This is a genomic window from Candidatus Methylacidiphilales bacterium, from assembly GCA_033875315.1.
GTDB lineage: Bacteria > Verrucomicrobiota > Verrucomicrobiia > Methylacidiphilales > CAZTYG01 > JANRJG01.
In genome coordinates this window covers 22,937-39,502 of the sequence record JANRJG010000013.1, presented here as the reverse complement: position 1 = coordinate 39,502, position 16,566 = coordinate 22,937, and the positions used below count along the sequence as shown (strand labels likewise).

Annotated in this window: 15 protein-coding genes and 4 tRNA genes; 10 read left to right on the top strand and 9 right to left on the bottom strand. The window is 61.5% G+C overall.

The window, feature by feature from the left end:
• The first annotated feature begins 501 nt into the window (after nucleotides 1–501).
• The 8 genes from SFU85_04650 to SFU85_04615 all read left to right on the top strand — a co-directional run bounded on the left by SFU85_04650 (nucleotide 502) and on the right by SFU85_04615 (nucleotide 5,897).
• Nucleotides 502–573, top strand: a tRNA-Val gene (locus SFU85_04650).
• 12 nt (nucleotides 574–585) lie between these two features.
• Nucleotides 586–2,007, top strand: coding sequence for a serine protease (locus SFU85_04645; protein ID MDX6766058.1), 1,422 nt, complete (start codon nucleotides 586–588; stop codon nucleotides 2,005–2,007).
• Nucleotides 2,004–2,474, top strand: a complete 471-nt coding sequence (locus SFU85_04640; protein ID MDX6766057.1) for an NfeD family protein — start codon at nucleotides 2,004–2,006, stop codon at nucleotides 2,472–2,474. The genes SFU85_04645 and SFU85_04640 overlap by 4 nt, the downstream gene beginning before the upstream one ends.
• Before the next feature lie 32 nt (nucleotides 2,475–2,506).
• Nucleotides 2,507–3,520: a flotillin-like protein FloA gene (gene floA, locus SFU85_04635; protein ID MDX6766056.1), complete on the top strand. Its 1,014-nt coding sequence runs from the start codon at nucleotides 2,507–2,509 to the stop codon at nucleotides 3,518–3,520.
• A 24-nt stretch (nucleotides 3,521–3,544) separates the two neighbouring features.
• On the top strand, nucleotides 3,545–4,153 hold the full coding sequence (locus tag SFU85_04630; protein ID MDX6766055.1) for a hypothetical protein: 609 nt from the start codon (nucleotides 3,545–3,547) through the stop codon (nucleotides 4,151–4,153).
• Nucleotides 4,154–4,429: 276 nt separating this feature from the next.
• The gene (locus SFU85_04625) at nucleotides 4,430–4,837 is read left to right on the top strand and encodes a hypothetical protein (protein ID MDX6766054.1); all 408 of its coding nucleotides are present in this window, start codon (nucleotides 4,430–4,432) and stop codon (nucleotides 4,835–4,837) included.
• Nucleotides 4,838–5,072: 235 nt separating this feature from the next.
• Nucleotides 5,073–5,156, top strand: a tRNA-Leu gene (locus SFU85_04620).
• A gap of 63 nt (nucleotides 5,157–5,219) precedes the next feature.
• Complete coding sequence (locus SFU85_04615) at nucleotides 5,220–5,897, top strand: hypothetical protein (protein MDX6766053.1); 678 nt, start codon at nucleotides 5,220–5,222, stop codon at nucleotides 5,895–5,897.
• A 27-nt stretch (nucleotides 5,898–5,924) separates the two neighbouring features.
• On the opposite strand, the gene nadB is transcribed toward SFU85_04615, so the two are convergent.
• Together nadB and SFU85_04605 are read right to left on the bottom strand one after the other, a co-directional pair.
• Nucleotides 5,925–7,532: an L-aspartate oxidase gene (nadB, locus tag SFU85_04610; GenBank protein MDX6766052.1), complete on the bottom strand. Its 1,608-nt coding sequence runs from the start codon at nucleotides 7,530–7,532 to the stop codon at nucleotides 5,925–5,927.
• Nucleotides 7,529–7,873, bottom strand: coding sequence for a YkgJ family cysteine cluster protein (locus SFU85_04605; protein ID MDX6766051.1), 345 nt, complete (start codon nucleotides 7,871–7,873; stop codon nucleotides 7,529–7,531). The genes nadB and SFU85_04605 overlap by 4 nt, the downstream gene beginning before the upstream one ends.
• Before the next feature lie 33 nt (nucleotides 7,874–7,906).
• Between SFU85_04605 and SFU85_04600 the strand changes: the two genes are divergently transcribed.
• Nucleotides 7,907–7,980 (top strand) — tRNA-Asp (locus tag SFU85_04600).
• 64 nt (nucleotides 7,981–8,044) lie between these two features.
• Here SFU85_04600 and SFU85_04595 read toward each other — a convergent pair.
• From SFU85_04595 to SFU85_04570, 6 genes are all read right to left on the bottom strand, one after another.
• Nucleotides 8,045–9,295, bottom strand: coding sequence for an L-rhamnose isomerase (locus tag SFU85_04595; protein MDX6766050.1), 1,251 nt, complete (start codon nucleotides 9,293–9,295; stop codon nucleotides 8,045–8,047).
• 109 nt (nucleotides 9,296–9,404) lie between these two features.
• Nucleotides 9,405–10,379 (bottom strand): hypothetical protein, encoded by a 975-nt coding sequence (locus SFU85_04590; GenBank protein ID MDX6766049.1) that lies wholly within the window; start codon nucleotides 10,377–10,379, stop codon nucleotides 9,405–9,407.
• Between the two features lie 62 nt (nucleotides 10,380–10,441).
• Nucleotides 10,442–12,268, bottom strand: coding sequence for a DUF4340 domain-containing protein (locus SFU85_04585; GenBank protein ID MDX6766048.1), 1,827 nt, complete (start codon nucleotides 12,266–12,268; stop codon nucleotides 10,442–10,444).
• Between the two features lie 31 nt (nucleotides 12,269–12,299).
• Nucleotides 12,300–13,817, bottom strand: coding sequence for a GldG family protein (locus tag SFU85_04580; protein MDX6766047.1), 1,518 nt, complete (start codon nucleotides 13,815–13,817; stop codon nucleotides 12,300–12,302).
• Between the two features lie 22 nt (nucleotides 13,818–13,839).
• Nucleotides 13,840–14,592 (bottom strand): ABC transporter permease, encoded by a 753-nt coding sequence (locus SFU85_04575; GenBank protein ID MDX6766046.1) that lies wholly within the window; start codon nucleotides 14,590–14,592, stop codon nucleotides 13,840–13,842.
• A gap of 31 nt (nucleotides 14,593–14,623) precedes the next feature.
• Nucleotides 14,624–15,532, bottom strand: a complete 909-nt coding sequence (locus SFU85_04570; GenBank protein ID MDX6766045.1) for an ATP-binding cassette domain-containing protein — start codon at nucleotides 15,530–15,532, stop codon at nucleotides 14,624–14,626.
• A gap of 147 nt (nucleotides 15,533–15,679) precedes the next feature.
• Between SFU85_04570 and SFU85_04565 the strand changes: the two genes are divergently transcribed.
• The gene (locus tag SFU85_04565; protein MDX6766044.1) at nucleotides 15,680–16,453 is read left to right on the top strand and encodes a ParA family protein; all 774 of its coding nucleotides are present in this window, start codon (nucleotides 15,680–15,682) and stop codon (nucleotides 16,451–16,453) included.
• A gap of 38 nt (nucleotides 16,454–16,491) precedes the next feature.
• Here SFU85_04565 and SFU85_04560 read toward each other — a convergent pair.
• Nucleotides 16,492–16,565 (bottom strand) — tRNA-Arg (locus tag SFU85_04560).
• Nucleotide 16,566: the final 1 nt, after the last annotated feature.

The window sequence follows — 16,566 nt, the reverse complement described above, 5'->3', positions numbered from 1 at the left end:
GGGTGATGGCGGCACCTGCCCACCCCCTTCGTCGTCTCTTCCTTGCGTATCTCGTCCCGATATGCGCGGTCGCTCCTCCTCGGGCCCGGGCAGGTGGCACTCATCACGCGGGCCACGGGGGTTATCCGGATAGGCTCTTAGCCGGAAAAAGGCAGTTGCACCACAGAGTGCACAAAGGACACAGAGAAGAAAGGCTGCGGATTGAGGAGAATGGGATGCACCGAAAGGTGATCAAAAGAATCAGCCGCCCGTGCGACAGCACATCATACCACTGAGCGCAGAGATTAGCGGGAGGGCGAGGCTCCCGGCTCTCCCGTAGGCGTTCGGGGCCGAGCCGGTTTGAGGTCATGCTTTTCCAAGGGCGGCTCAGCCCCGAAGGCTTACGGGGGAGCCAGGAGCTTCGCCCTCCCGTAGTGCGGTAAGGCGCTTGATCATCTGAGTGAATCACCTGCTGACACCGCACTTGCCTTCCCTCCGGGTTATTCTAATCTTGTCGGAGTCGCGCGCTTAGCTCAGCGGTAGAGCGTTTCGTTTACACCGAAAGGGTCGGGGGTTCGATCCCCTCAGCGCGCACACCCACCCATCATGACTGCCCGTTGCCTCCGTGCCATCATCCTCGCTTTCGCCGGACTCGCTTCCCTGACTAGTGCTGGCGCGGCGGATGTCCCTTCCCCTTCATCGGCCTCAGCCCCAGCCTCCGGCCCGGTCTATGTTCTCCCCATCGAGGGCCCGATCAGCCGCGCCACCATTTATCCGATCCGCCGCGGGGTCAAGGAAGCCCTGGCCCGCAAGGCCTCCGCCCTGGTCATCCGCATGGACACCCCGGGCGGCGAAGTTGCCGCGACCGAGGAAATCATGGACATCCTCGCCCGCTTCGAACCGGCCGACCGCACCTACACCTTCGTGGTCAAGGACGCGTATTCCGCCGGGGCCTTCATCGCCGCCGGCACACGCCACATCTACATGCAGCCCGGCAGCGTCATCGGTGCCGCCACCCCGGTCACCATGGGCCAGGACGGGGTGAACGAACTCCCGCCCAAAATCGTCAGCGCCATTGCCGCCAAGGTCCGCACGGCCGCGGAACGCAACGGACATGACACCGCCGTCTTCGATGCCATGGTCAACAAGCAGGTCGGCCTGGTCAAGGATGGCAAACAACTCGTGGGCAAGGGCGACATCCTGACGTTGACCGACAAAGAAGCCTCCACCCCCTACGGCAACCCGCCCAAACCGCTGCTCTCCGCCGGGACAATCGATTCCCTCGAAACCTTGCTGGTGCGGGTCGGTCTCCCGGGAGCCCCTGTTGTGGTCATGGAACCCACCGGCTGGGAAAAGATCTCCTCGTGGATTGTCGCCATCTCCCCCCTCCTCCTCTCCGCCGCCCTGCTCTGCGCCTACCTCGAATTCAAAACCCCCGGATTCGGAATATTTGGCATCACGGGCATCGTTTGCGCCCTGGTCTTCTTCTTCGGTCATTACGTTGCCGGTCTCTCCGGTTATGAATTCGTGCTGCTCTTCCTCCTCGGCGTCGCCCTCATTGCGGCCGAACTCTTCCTCCTCCCGGGCACCATCGTTCCTGGGCTGCTCGGCGCTGCGCTCGTCCTGCTCGCCCTCCTCAAGGCCATGGTCGACCGCTACCCCACCGACCCCTTCCTGCCCACGCTCCCCCAACTGCAACTCCCGGTGACCAACCTCCTGATGGGCCTCGGCTTCAGTCTGGCCGCCATCCTCTTCCTGGCCCGCATTCTCCCCCGCAGCCCCATCGGCCACGCCCTCGTGCTCGATGCGGTCAATGCGACCGAACTCCCGGTGCCTCTCAACGCACCTACTGCGAGGCCCGGCCAAGCCGCCACCGGCACCAGCCTCAGCTACCTCCGTCCGGTTGGCACCGCCGACTTCGGCCAGGGGCCCATCGAGGTCACGACCGAGGGCGAATTCATTGAACAAGGGAAAACCCTCCGCATCGTCCGGGTCGAGGGCAACCGCATCGTGGTGGAGGCCGTATGATCTGGATCGCCGCCCTCATGCTTGGTGGCTTCGCCCTGGCCGTCGCAGAAATCTTCCTCCCCGGCATCCTCGTCGGACTGGTCGGTGTCGCCCTGCTCCTGGCCGCCGTCGTTGTCGCCGGATTCCAATTCGGCCCCGTCGGTCTGGGCTGGACGCTGGGCATCGAACTGGCTGTGGGCACCTTGATCTTCTTCCTCTGGATGCGCTACTTCCCCCAATCCCGCTTCGGCAGCAAATTCCGCCTCGATACGACAGAATCGCAGAAATCCGGCGACTCCCTCCCGGCTGACTGGATCGGCGCCGAGGGCGTTGCCCTGACCGCCCTCCGCCCCTCCGGCACCGCCAAAATCCGCGACCGCCGCCTCGACGTCCTGACCGAGGGTCTCCACGTCGAAGCCGGGAAAACTGTGACCATTGTCAAAATCGAAGGTGCCGCTATTTTTGTCAGACCCACGCTAATCAACTAAACCAACCACAACCCAATCATCATCCAAACACTATGGGACCCATCCTCATCTTCGGCGGCATCATCCTCGGCGTCATCGCCCTGGTCGTGCTTGTGCTCATCTTCAACTACATCGGCCTCTGGCTGCGTGCCTGGACCTCCGGCGCCCCGGTCGCCATCATGACCCTGGTCGCCATGCGCTTCCGCGGCATCCCCTCCTCGCTCATCGTCAATGCGCGCATCACCGCGGTCCGGGCCGGGATCAACCTCGACACCCAGCAACTCGAAACCCACTACCTTGCCGGTGGCAATGTCAATGAAGTGGTCCGCGCGCTTATCGCCGCCGACAAGGCCGGCCTCAGCCTCGATTTCAACCGCGCCTGCGCCATCGACCTGGCCACCACCGGCAGCGGCAAGTCGGTCTTCGAAGCCGTCCGCACCAGTGTCAATCCCCGGGTCATCGACTGCCCCAACCCCGCCTCCGGCAAGCAGACTATCGACGCCGTGGCCAAGGACGGCATCGGGGTCCGTGTCAAAGCCCGCGTCACGGTCCGCACCAACCTCGCCCGCTTCGTCGGCGGCGCCACGGAGGAAACCATCGTCGCCCGTGTCGGTGAAGGCATCGTCACCACCATCGGCTCCTCGGAAAGCTACAAGGACGTCCTGGAGAATCCCGACCGCATTTCCAAGAACGTCCTGGCCCGCGGCCTCGACGCCGGCACCGCCTTCGAAATCCTCTCCATCGACATCGCCGACGTCGATATCGGCGACAACATCGGGGCCCGCCTCCAGGCCGACCAGGCCGAGGCCGACAAGCGTGTGGCCCAGGCCCGCGCGGAAGTCCGCCGCGCCGCCGCTGTGGCCGTCGAACAGGAAATGACCGCACGCGTCGCGGAAATGCGCGCCAAGGTCGTCGAAGCCGAAGCCCAGGTGCCCCAGGCCATGGCCGAAGCCTTCCGCAACGGCAACCTCGGCATCATGGACTACATGAAGATCCGCAATGTCGGCGCCGACACCGACATGCGCTCCAGCATCGCCAAGGAAGGCAGCGGACCGGCCAAGTCCTAACTGATTCTTGACCTCCGTCCCATCATGATTCCCCAACTGCCACTGGCGGCCGATATCGGCGAGTTGATCATCCCCGCGATCATCCTCGTGGTCGGCTTCATCCAGTGGCTGATGGGGTTGTTGAACAAGTCAAAGAAACCCGCCGAACCGGCCCCCGATCCCTTCGGCGGGCCGCGTCAGCGCCCGGCCACGGAACCGGACGAGCCGGCCGAGGTCAACTGGGACGACCTGATGGATGCCTTGGGTCGCGCGCCCAATCAGCCCCTCCCTGAAGCGCCCGCCCAGCCTGCCGCCCCGGTCCCTCCGCCGCTGCGTCCTCCGGTCATCCCTGCGGCCCAAGAGGAGGTCCGGGCCCCGCTCTCGACACCCTTCCGGAACATGGAGCCCACGCCGGAGCCGGCAGACGGGCTCAGCGACCACCTCAAGACCCTGCTCGCTGCCATGGACCGGCCCCGCACCAGCCTCTCCCCCATCGAGCACGCCAACATGGAGTCCTTGCAGCAATCCGCCCCGGCCACCGAAGTCACCGGCCGCACCTCGACGCGCTTCGCCCGTTTCCTGCGCGAACCCGGCCAACTCCGCCGCGCGATTGTCCTCCAGGAAATCCTCCAGCCCCCGCTGGCACTGAGATAGGTTTAGAGGAACAAGGGTTGAATGGTTGAGTAGAGCCGCTTGGCTCCTTTCCCTTCAACCATTCCTCCCTTATACCAAATTGAATTGAGTGGGCGTAAAAGTGCCTTATGGGAGGGCGAAGCTCCTGGCTCCCCCGTAAGCCTTCGGGGCTGAGCCAGGAGCCTCGCCCTCCCGGTTATTCTGTCGCTCAGTCATTTTAATTTGGTATTAAACCCATCTACCTCCCCCATGGATTGTCTTGTCGCAACCGCGACGATTCGCCATGTTATCTCCGAGATGCGGCCCGACCTGCAATGTGCGTTGATCTGCGAGGATGTTCGCCTGGAAGCATCGGGTTCGAACACCCTGGTCGGCGTGATGAACGTCATCCCCGCGCCCACCCTCCCCATCCGACTGATCAAATTCTGCGTCTACACCCGGTGGATCAACGGCATCGGCCAGTACAACCAGACCACCCGGATCCTGGCGGCTGAGGACGACCAGGAAATGACCCGGACCGAAACCCCCTTCCAACTGGCCAATGAGGACAACCACGCCACCAACGTGGCCGTCTTCGGCGGGGTGGAATTCCGCACTGCCGGGGACCACCCGGTCGAGATCCTGTTGAATGGCGACTTGGTTCTCCGCTTCAGCCTGAAGGTCCTTCCCGTCTCCGGGCATGGCCAAGGACATCCGATGTCGTGAGGTCGTGAGGTCGCCAGAATGATGCTGTTGATCAACCACGAAGACGCCAAGTCTCCAGGGAGATCACCTTGGTTTTTGAATTAAACAATTGGATCCCCTTTCGGGTGTCTAAAGAACCTTTCTCTGTCTTTTCCAAATCTTGGTGTCCTGCGTCTTGGTGGTTCATCTGAAATTATCCGCCCCAGGATTTCTGCTTGCCCAGACAGGCCTGATTTGTGGTAAGTTCTCATCTTGCGCCGGCGTGGCGGAATTGGCAGACGCGCTAGACTCAAAATCTTGTACAGGCAACTGTGTGTGGGTTCGACCCCCTCCGCCGGCACCCCTCCCCTCCCATCATCGTAATCATTAGCCTTGGGGCCCTTTTTCTGCTATGGGTACCTCCATGCCGAATTTCTCGGTCTACCTGGGCCTGGTCACCCTGATCCTTTCCGCCTTCCCTGCCCAAGGCCAGTCCATGCGCGATCCCGAGGCCCTTTACTTGGAGGGTGTCCCGGGGTTGAGTCCCATCATCCTCAAAGTGCTCGGTCCCACCCCGGTTTACGCCACCCGGTCGCTTTCCGCCCACGTCGGCAATCTGGTCGAAGGTGACGAAGTCCGCTTGGTCGCCCACCATCCTGAGTCCTTCTTCGTCCGCCTGCAAAAAGGCAAAATGGAAGGTTGGGTGGATCCCAAGTTCATCCAACCCCCGCCTTCCGAGATGATCGAACAGGCCCGTGCCATCGTCGAACAGGAGTCCGTCTTCCAGGCCTCGATCAAGAAAAAGGAAGTCCTGCCCGGCATGACCTTCGACCATGTCCAAAAAGCCCTGGGCAAACCCGATACCCGCACCTTCCGCGTCGATGACTCCGGACGCATCGATGTATGGTCCTTCGTCGACTACGAAACAGTCATCGAGCAGCGCCCATACCGCGACCCCCTCACCGGGCAGGTATTCTACCAGTCGGTGCGGGTGAAAATCCCCGTCGGCTCGCTCGAGGTCGAGTTCAAAGAGGGACACGTCAACGCGGTGGAACGGCAGCGGGACACGCGCATCCCACGCATCACCAACCGGCTGCGGTGATGGGAGCCGCCAGGCACTTGCTCACGCTCAGGATGGCAGATCGCCCTGGCGGCTGAGCACGGTGTCGCGGGCTTCCGGCAGAAGCTGTGGGTAATCCAGGGTGTAGTGCAGACCGCGGCTTTCACGGCGACGCAGGGCCGAAGCGACAATGATCGAGGCCACCAGGGCCAGGTTGCGCAGTTCGATCAAATCCGGCGTGAGCCGGAAATCCCAGTAATAGTCGGTGATTTCGCGTTGGAGGAAGGCCAGACGTGCTTCCGCCCGGCGCAGGCGCTTGTCGGTGCGGACAATGCCGACGTAATCCCACATCAACTGCCGGATCTCCTTCCAGTTGTGCGTCACCACCACCAACTCATCGGGATGCCCCGCCTCCCCCTCGCTCCAGGCCGGCAAATCCCCGGGTGGTGGCATGGCCCCGGCTTCCCGATCGGCCCGGACCGAGGCGCGGTGCGAGACCACCACCGCTTCGAGCAGGGAATTGCTGGCCAGCCGGTTGGCCCCGTGCAGCCCGGTGCAGGCCACTTCCCCCACCGCGAACAAGCCGGGCAGGGCGGTGGCCCCGTCGACGTCGGTCATTACGCCACCGCATTGATAGTGTGCCGCCGGCACGACCGGCACCGGCTGGGTGGTCATATCAATGCCCAGCTTGAGGCAGAACTCATGGATGTTGGGGAAACGCTGGCGGATGAAGGAAGCGGGTTTTCCGGTGATATCCAAATACATGCAGGCGGCCCCGGTTTTTTTCATCTCGGCGTCGATGGCACGGGCGACAATGTCGCGCGGGGCCAGGGAACCCCGGTTGTCGTAGTGCTGCATGAATCCACGGCCCTCGGCATCGACCAGCACCGCCCCCTCCCCGCGCAGGGCCTCGGAGATCAGGAAGGACTTGGCAAAGGGGTGGTAGAGACAGGTCGGGTGGAACTGGATCATCTCCATGTTGGCCACCGGCACCCCGGCCCGGAAAGCCATCGCCACCCCGTCACCGGTGGCGATGTCGGGGTTGGTGGTGTAGAGGTAGGATTTCCCGCATCCTCCGGTGGCCAGTACCACCACCCGCGCCGAGAGCACCACCACCTGTTGCGCGGCACGGTCGAGGGCGTAGACCCCGAGGCAGCGCTGCGGCCCCGGGAGCCCGGCTTTACCCGAAGTGACAAGGTCGACCGCAACCAGGTTTTCAAAAATCTGGATGTTGGGGTCGAGGTCGATGGCTTGGAGCAGGGCGCGTTCGATCTCGCGCCCGGTCATGTCGGCGGCATGGAGAACTCGACGCTTGCTGTGTCCGCCCTCCTTGCCCAGATCGAGTTCCCCGCTGCGGGCGTTTTCACGTTCGGAGAAACGGACGCCGTAACCGATCAACTCCTGGATGCGTTCCGGCCCCTCGGAAACAATACGCCGGACCACCTCCTCGTGGCACAGCCCGGCCCCCGCTTCGAGGGTATCGCGGACATGCATCTCAAAGGTGTCCTCCTGCGAAGTCACGCAGGCGATGCCGCCCTGGGCGTAATTGGTGTTGGATTCGGCGCGGCTTTTCTTGGTGATGATGGCCACCGGCCCCCGCCGCGCGGCCTTCAGGGCGAAAGTCAGCCCGGCGATGCCGCTTCCGAGGACAATGGTTTCAAAGGACCGTGCATTCATGATGGGAGTCCGGAGTGGGCCACCGGGACGGCCTCGCACACTTTTTGCCAACCGGGAAAGTTCCAATCATTGGGGAAGCCCCGGCACTGCCAGGGCTTGACGTCCTGCACGCGGCAGACGTTGCGTCCGTCCAGGAAGATGCAGGCGCCGTCGGGTTGGTTTTTCAAGACCAGACCCTGTCGGTTGGGGTGCAATTCGGTGTATTCGGCCGTGAATACCCCGGGATCCAGCCCAAGCCGCCCGGCCAAACGGATGGTGTCCTCCCCGGTGAGGCGGACAAAGCCCGGCCAACGACAGCAATTGCCACAACGTTGGCATTGATAAAAGACTTGCGGCTCCATCGGACGATGCGTATTTTTTCACTTCCTACTTAAGGAGTCGTAGCTCAATTGGTCAGAGCACCGCCCTGTCACGGCGGGGGTTGCGGGTTCGAGCCCCGTCGACTCCGCATCAGCGTATCATGGGATACAAGTTCCGCGATCCTTCGTGGACGACTCACTCAGTGACTTCTTCTAGTTCCTCCGCGACAACACGTTATCTTCGTAGGCCTTGACTTCCTTGAGCCATTGCCGACCGACTGGTGCGTTCTGACGTCGGCAATATTCATCCCATACTTCCCCGAAAGGCAGCGTTTTAATTTCTTCGAGGAGGGCCAATCTTGAGGTCCAATCTCCTTCGGCCTCAATCCGGCGGAGCTCGGCCGAGGGTTCCAATAAGGCCAAGAGGAGGCATTTCATCGCGTTGCGAGTGCCAATGGCCCATGCGGCGGTGCGGTTGATGCTGGCGTCGAAAAAATCCAATCCGATATGGGTACGGGCGAGAAAGCCTCCGCGCACGATTTCCTCGGCAATGGCCTTGGTGGGATCATCCATCAGTACGACATGGTCGCTGTCCCAGCGCACCCCGCGACTAACATGCAGGAGCAACTCCGGAACAAACTGAAGCACCGACGATATCTTGTCGGCCAGGGATTCCGTGGGATGGAAATGTCCCGCGTCCAAGCAGACGATCTTCTGGTTCTTGACCGCATAACCCAGGTAGAACTCATGGGAACCCACCACATAGGACTCAGACCCGATGCCGAAAAGTTTGCATTCAATGGCGTCGCGGTTGAAGGCAGGGTCGATGGCAGGTTTGAAAACCGCATCCAAGCTCGCTTCCAGGCGATCACGCGGTCCTTTGCGGTCGTAGGGAGTGTCCTTGTAACCGTCGGGAATCCAAAAGTTGGTGATGACCGTCTTGCCAAGTTCCCGTCCAATCTGCTCCGCCACTTTACGGCAGGCGATGCCGTGATCGATCCAAAACTGCCGAATGCCCGCATCGGCATGCGATAGGGTGAAGCCCTCGTCGGCCTTGGGGTGGGCAAAGAAGGTTGGATTGAAATCGACGCCTAGTCCTCGCGACTTGCACCAATCCACCCAACCTTGGAAATGCCCGATGTCGATGGTGTTGCGGTCGGCTTTCCGCCCACGGAAATCCCCATAACAGGCATGGAGGTTGAGCCGGTGACTGCCGGGGATCAGAGTGAAGGTGAAATCCAGATCCTGCTGGAGTTCCTCAAGAGTGCGGGCGCGGCCAAGGTAATTACCTGTGACCAGGGTGCCCCCACCGGCCTTGCTAGTGGTTTCTTTTTCAAATCCACCCACATCATCACCCTGCCAGCAGTGAAGAGAAATCGGAACCGTCGGAAGGATCTGGAGCGCTTTTTCCACATCCACGCCTTGGGCTGCGTAGGTTTCCCGGGCCAAGTCAAATGCGGTCATTTCTATGAATTAGCCCTTGGCGAGAAGCTTGCAAGCCTGGCCGCTTCCAACGCAGGTGAGGACACGGGTTCGTCTATGTGAACATGCCGCGGTATCACAGGGGCTTCGTTCACCGGGAGGGGTTCAATCGCAACAGGGTGGAAGGTTCGGCCCGTTCTTCCTGCAACTCCCCATCGTAGTAGAGACGGAAGATGTATCCGTAGTAAATGCGGGGCTCACCCGTTTCCCGGACCGCAGTGTAGCGGACACGCAACGTTTCCGCCGTCTGGGCGTTCCAGTCGGGCGATGGGTTGAGGAAGCGGGCCTCGATGGGAACGGAGACCAGACGGTCCGTACCGATGCGCTCATAGAAATAAACCTGCACCCGCACCTTGCTGGCCTGGATGGGGTCGCTGCCGGGGACTGCGCGGAGCACGAAGTCACGCTGGATTTCCACCGGTTTGACCGGGAGCGGGTCGGGCTGGGTGGTGACGCTTTCCAAGGCCAGATGGCGGCCCTCCTGTTGGGCCAGGGCGGCACGCCGGCTTTCCTCCTCCAGACGGAGGCGTTCTTCGATGACTACGCTGCGCTCGCGGGCCAGTTGGATGGTGTCCTTGGCCCGGTCTCCGAGGGCGATGACTTCTTTCCAGTATTCCAGCGCCCGGGTGTTGCGCCCCTGGGCTTCCTCCAACATGGCCAGATTGGTCAGGGTGAGCGGGTGGATGGGCTGGAGGGCCTGGGCCTTTTTGAGTGCGGCCTCGGCCATGGCAAAGTCGCCATTGCGACGGAAATTCCGGGCCTCATCGTTCAAACGCACAATCTCGGAATCAACCGAGCGGGGGGAATCGACCGGAAGACGGGCCGGGGGAAGGTCGGGCATCTTCAGGGCTTCAACGGAGGTGGGTTCCGGCTTTTTCTCGGGCCGTTCGGTTTCAACCAGCGTTGGCCCCTCGGTTTCCAATATCACCCGTTGGCGCATCCAAAAGGCCGAACCCAGGACCAGGATCTCAACCACGATGAACAAAGCCACCACGTAAATACCGATGGCATAAACCTTGGGCCGCAACCGCTTCTTCCGGTCGAGAGAATCAGTCGTTTGAGCCATGAAGGAAAAACGTAGCAAAGGCCGCGCCGGGCGTCACCGGAAAACCCGCGGCAGCGACAATACTACGGTCGGGCCGGAGGCGGGGCGGGGGACGGGGCGGGTGTCCCCTTGGCCGCCGGGGTTTCCGCCGCATAGGGGGGATTTTCCAGCACCTGTGGCTCGGCACCGCGCACGACGAACATCTCGCGGGTGCCACGGATACGGCCCCGGTATTCCTGGGAGTCACCGCCCATGAGAATGAAATCCACCGTCTGGGCCGGTCCCTCCTTGGGTTGCACGACCAGGCTGAAGCGGGGACGGGTGAAGTCCGCTTCCTTGACCGGCACCCATGCGTCGACCCGCAGGCCGGAAAGGAGTGTTTGCATCTGATACCAGAGGGACTTGTCCAAGGGACGACCCCCGAGTGTTTCCGGCCAGTCTTCCCCGGCGCGCTCCAACATGACCTGACCAGCGGGGCGCTGCCAGGTGACGCTGCGCAGTTGCTCGGGCGCGGAGACAAAGGAGGCCCGCTTTTCAAACCAATCGCTTAAAACCACCGGCAGCAACGTGAAGATGTTTTCCGGCAATTCGAGGATGAAGGGCATGCGCGAACTGTGCGCGTAAACCTTGCCTTTGCGCGGGGCGCTGAAGAAGTATTCCTCGGCCGGAACATCCTTCTTTCCGGAATCGGACTTGCGGGTACAGCTGAAAACCGTGGCCGCTGGAGACAACCCGTATTTGGCCAATTCGGCGTCCGATTTGGGCAGCAACTGGGACGCGCGGGCGTCGCGGAGCGAGTTGAGGAAGTTGATCACCAGCTGGTTTTCCGCTTTGCGACCGGATTCGGAATCCAGATTCCATTTGCGTCCGTCGCTCTGGCGCAGCGCCAATGGGGAGGCCACGGCCTTGCCTGAAACTTTGAAGGACTGCAATTCGAAGGCATCCTGGAAAACGAGCAGACGCCGGTCCTGGGTCCGGGCCAGCAGGTCAGCGATTTTGTCGGCGTAAATTTTGGGCAAAGCAAGAACATGCGGGCGTCCATCGACCTGGGCATAAACTTGAGGTTTGTCGGGCACCGGTTGGCCGATGCGCAGTTGTTGTGTTTTCTCCCCGGATTTGATCTCGATAACCATGGATGGCGTCGAAAGCCCGTAACCGACGATGTCCCCCGGCCCGTCGGCCACGAAGGCATCCACCTTGCCCGCCAGCAGATCGGCCAGATAGGAAATCACCTGGGTTTCGTCGGCCGGTCCGGCCTGCGGTTTGGTGATCGTCCACTGGTCGCCCTGGCGCACCAACTCGACATCCTGCTCCCCTTTGTGCAGAACCACCCCCGTGACGAGCGGCGTCTGGAATTCAAAGATCTCACGCTTGCGGAACCAGGACAATTCGCGCAGGGCGGACTCCTCAAGGGAGCGCTCCACGATGACGATCTCTTCCTTGCTGCCATCACTGACCAAAGCGTAGAACTGTCCCGCCCGGGCCGTCTCGTTGCCGATGGCCAGAGTGGTTTTTTCACGGCCCTGGCGAAGCTCCACCCGCACCTTGGGCTTTTTCAGGCCCATGGTCTCCAGTGCTTTGTCGTAATCCTGGAAATCACGCCGTTTCAGGGTGTCGCGGCGTCTGGCGAATTCGAGGTCCCCGAGCAACTGCCGCACATTGGAGAGATCGGCCGGATAGGAGATCGGTTTTTCGATTTCCCACATGCCGGAGGCCAGGCGCTTGACCACGACGGTGGACTCCCCGGCGGCCAGCTCCAAGCGATCGACCTCGTCCGCCTTAATCTGGAAAACGAGGGATTGTCGGGATTGGATTTCCTTGGTGCCGGGCGACTCCAGCCCTCCCCAGTAGAGATAGGCCAGCAGGACAAGCGAGACCAGGGCGAGGATGAATGTGGACCAGCTTTTCATAAAGGGAGGTCACCGGACCCGTGGGACGCGGTCAGCGGCGGCGGTACCAAACAAGGAACCCGAGGAAGGCGGCGGCCAAAGGCACGGCGACCAGCGTGATGAGAAGGAACTGCTTGCGCTGGTTCTCATCCAGGGCCACACGGAATTCCTTGGGCGCCTTCGGACTGATGCCCAGACTGTTTTCCTTGTCGAGGAGCCAGTTGAAACCGTTGAGGAAGAAATCCAGTTGGTTGCCGGAGATCATCTGGTTGGTGAGGAATTCACCCCCGCCGACGGCGAAAACCTTGGCGCCCTTGACTTTCATGTCGCCTCCAGTGACCCGTCCCAAATCGATCGCCGCGGCCAGGGTGAGCGGTCCCGGGCGGTCGGCATTGGCATCAAATTGGACCGGCTTGGTCTGGGGCTGGCTTTCCCCCCAGTAAGCTTCCGGCGTCATGGCCAGGGCCACGACCTGACCCTCGGCCAGGTTGTCGGGCTTCTTGACTGTGAGCGAACGGGTGGGGCCCAAGGTGATGTTGTTCTGGCTTTTGACCAGCCAATTGGTCACCGGGTGGTCCGAGAACGTCGTCGCGATCCCCTCCATGAGGAGACGGGCCTGGCCCAGGACGGAAATGCGGGTGGTGGCAATGTCCGGGTTGAAAACGACCCCATATCCGGCAAGCAGGTTTTCCAGGCCGGTAACGACCAAGGGATCGAGAAGGAGCAGCAAGCGTCCGGGCTTCTCCGCCCGGGCGAGGTAGGCTTTGAGGATTTCGACCTCCACGGCTGTGTAGGGCTGACGGGGACCGGCGATCACCAGCAACTCGGCATCGGCCGGGATCTCCGGCGTTTGGGCCAGGTTGAGCTTGCGAAGTTCGGCATTCTGCCGGCGGACCTGCGCGGCCAGACGGGAATAACCCGCCGGTTCGTTGTCGGCCGAATCTGTGTTGTATTCGCCGTGGCCGGTGAGGAAGTAGACATTCGACTTGGCCCCGGCGACCAGTGCCTGGATGGCCGAGGTCACGGCCTCTTCCGCTTTGAAGGCGATCAAGCGCGGAGCCCCGCCCATGAACGCACCCGAATTGTCGATTTCCGCCAGCTCGCGGTAGTTGAGCACCTTGGTCTGGTCCTTGTATTGGATGATGAGCACGTTCTCATCAGTGGTGATCTTCTGCTCGGTGGCGATGGCGCGGGCCTCGCTGAAGTTGGTGTAGGGATTGACCCGGCGGACCTCGACCTTGCCGTTGGAGCGGAAACGGTACTCGTCCAGAACCTTGTCGACATCGCTGGCGATCATCTCGGAACCGTCACCGCCCTGGCCGGAGACAAAATTGGTGATGGTGACCGGGGCCGGGAGCGAGCCGATGATCCCCAGGGTCTGGCTGCCGAGCTGGGTGTAGGGGTTGTTGGAGAGATTCTTTCGGTAGAAGTGCTTGTAGGAGATCCCGTTGACGGCGAGAAAAATGAAGAGGATCAGGATGAGGCCGATGTAGTGATTCAGCCGCAGAATCCGCCTGCTGGAGGTGTGGGTGAAAACCGGGGGTGGGGTCGGGGTGGAGGATGGGGCCATTGCGGTCGGAATCTTTTGAAGGTTAGGCTTTGATCCGTTTGGCGGCCAGGACCCGCTGGGTCAGCGCCAGGAACAGGGCTGTGGACGAGAGATACCAGACGGCCACCCGCGAATCAAAAATACCGTCGGCGAAGGTTTCCATGTGGCGGCGGGCGGAGAAGATGTTGACCAGATCGGCCACCTCGGTCGAGTTGTTGAAGAAGACGACGAAGCTGGCGATGAACAGTCCGATGATGATGGCGAAGGACAGGAAGGCCGCGACCGCCTGGCTGCGGCTGAGGGAGGACGCATAGAGACCGATTGCGGTGTAAAGCATGCCCAGGAAAACCACCATCAGGTAGCAGAGCAGGGTGGAACCCCAGGAAATCGGCACGGCGTGGTGGGTGATGCTCTGGAAGATGCCGAGGAAGAGGGCCGTCGGGGTCCAGAGAACGGCAAAGAAGCCAAGCGCGCCGAAAAATTTGGAAAGAATGACATCCCAGTCGGTCACCGGAGCCGTCATCAGGAGCTCGATCGTGCCGGCACGGTATTCCTCGGAAAACAGACGCATGGTCAGGATCGGGGCCAGCGGGATGACACAGAACCAGAAAAACGGGATGAGGAAGAAGATCTGGATGATGGTGTAGTTGGGCACACCCCGTTCGATGAAGCTGACGCAGAAGTAGAACAAGCCGGCATTGATGAAGGTGAGGCAGAAAAAGACCACATAGGCCAGTGGCGAGAGCAGGAAGGCCCCGAATTCCCGTTGCAATAAAACCCAGAATGCGCGTGTCATGGTTTGGTCCCGGTCGGTATGGAAGTTGGAGTCATTGTTGGGTCAGCTCGACGAACACGTCTTCCAGTGTCGCCTTGCCACGGCGGAATTCCCGCAGGGGCCATTTTTCATTTTTGACCAATTGGTCCGCTGCCTCGCGGGCGTCTTCCCCGGGCCGGGCCAGGCACTCCAGGGTGAGCCAGCCATCGGCTTCGGCGTGCACCTGCACATCGGATACCGGGGCCAGTTCCTTGATTTTTTTGACGGCGATCTCGCGTTCGGCCCGGACTTCCAGGAAGAGCGAGGCGGTGTGGACCATTTTGGCCAGGTTTTCCAGGGTATCCGAAGCCTCGATGCGCCCCCGGTTGATGATGACCGCGCGGTCGCAGATCATTTCAACCTCGGGAAGGATATGGGTTGAGAGCAGGATGGTGTGTTCTTTGCCCAGCGACTTGATCAAGTCGCGCACGCTGCGGATCTGATTGGGGTCCAGACCCGCGGTGGGCTCGTCGAGGATGAGCAACTCGGGATCATGGACCAGCGCGTCGGCCAGTCCCACCCTCTGGCGGTAACCGCGCGAGAGATTACCGATCATCTTGGCGGACACGCTGTCGACACCGCACTTTTCCATGACCAGGGGCACCCGGCTGCGTGTTTTGCGCCGGTCCAGACCCTTGAGGGCGGCCCGGTATTCCAGGAATTCACGCACACGCATTTCCGGGTAAAGGGGTACGTTTTCCGGCATGTAGCCGGTCTTGCGCCGCACTTGGAGCGATTCATTCAGAAGGTCGTGGCCGGCGATGCGCACGTCACCCGAAGTGGCGGGCAGGTAGCCCGTCAGGATCCTCATGGTGGTGCTTTTCCCGGCCCCGTTGGGCCCGAGGAACCCGACAATTTCCCCCCGTTTCACGTGGAAGCTGATGCCTTTGACGGCCTCCACACCGGCGTAGCGTTTGCGCAAATCTTTAACTTCTATCATAGCCCTCGAATGCGTGAAAATTTATGGATTTAAGGGATATTGTCAAGGGGTCCGGCCGGAATCATCCACGACGCACCAGTAAATCGGCTCGACAGCATCCCATTCCTCCGGTTTGCTCGCCGCCTTGGAATGAAAATCATCGCGGTGGCCAACCAGAAGGGCGGAGTCGGCAAAACGACCACCGCAGTCAACCTCTCGGCCGCACTCGCGGAAATGGGACGGAAAACCCTCCTGGTCGACTTGGACCCGCAGGCCAATGCCACCAGCGGCGTCGGCATGGAAGCGGTTCCGGGCGGCAGTCTCTATCTGCCCCTCATCGGTCAGGGCCAGGCCCCGGAAAAAGTCGTTGCGACTCCCTACGCCAACCTGAGCCTGATTCCCGCCGAACTCGACCTCGCCGGATGCGAAGTGGAAATCGCCCGCTTGGAGAACCCGCTTTCCCGCATGGCGGAAGTCCTGGAACCGCTCAAAAGCGGACACCTCTTCGACCACATCATCCTCGATTGCCCGCCTTCGCTCGGCATCCTGATGACCAGCGCCCTCGCCGCCGCCGACGGACTCCTCATTCCGGTGCAGTGCGAATTCTTCGCCCTCGACGGCATCAGCAAGATCTCGGGCCTGGTCGAACGCCTACGCACCGGCGGTGTAAACCCCCGCTTGGAAATCACCGGGGTGGTCATGACCATGTTCGACGCCCGCACCCGTCTCAGCCAGCAGGTTGTGACCGAACTCCAGTCGCATTTCGGCGACAAACTCTTCCGCACCATCGTCCCGCGATCGATCCGGCTCGGGGAGGCCCCCAGTTTCGGCAAGCCGGTTTTGGACTACGATCCGACAGGTGCGGGGGCCCAGTCTTACAGGCAACTGGCGAAAGAATTTGTGGACCGGGTGCCTGTGGCCTGATAGTGTCCCGGCAAGAAAAATCCCCTAAAACCGACATCTGCGCCCGGCGGGAGTCGAACCCACAACCTCTGCCTTCGGAGGGCAGCGCTCTATCCAGTTGAGCTACGGGCGCT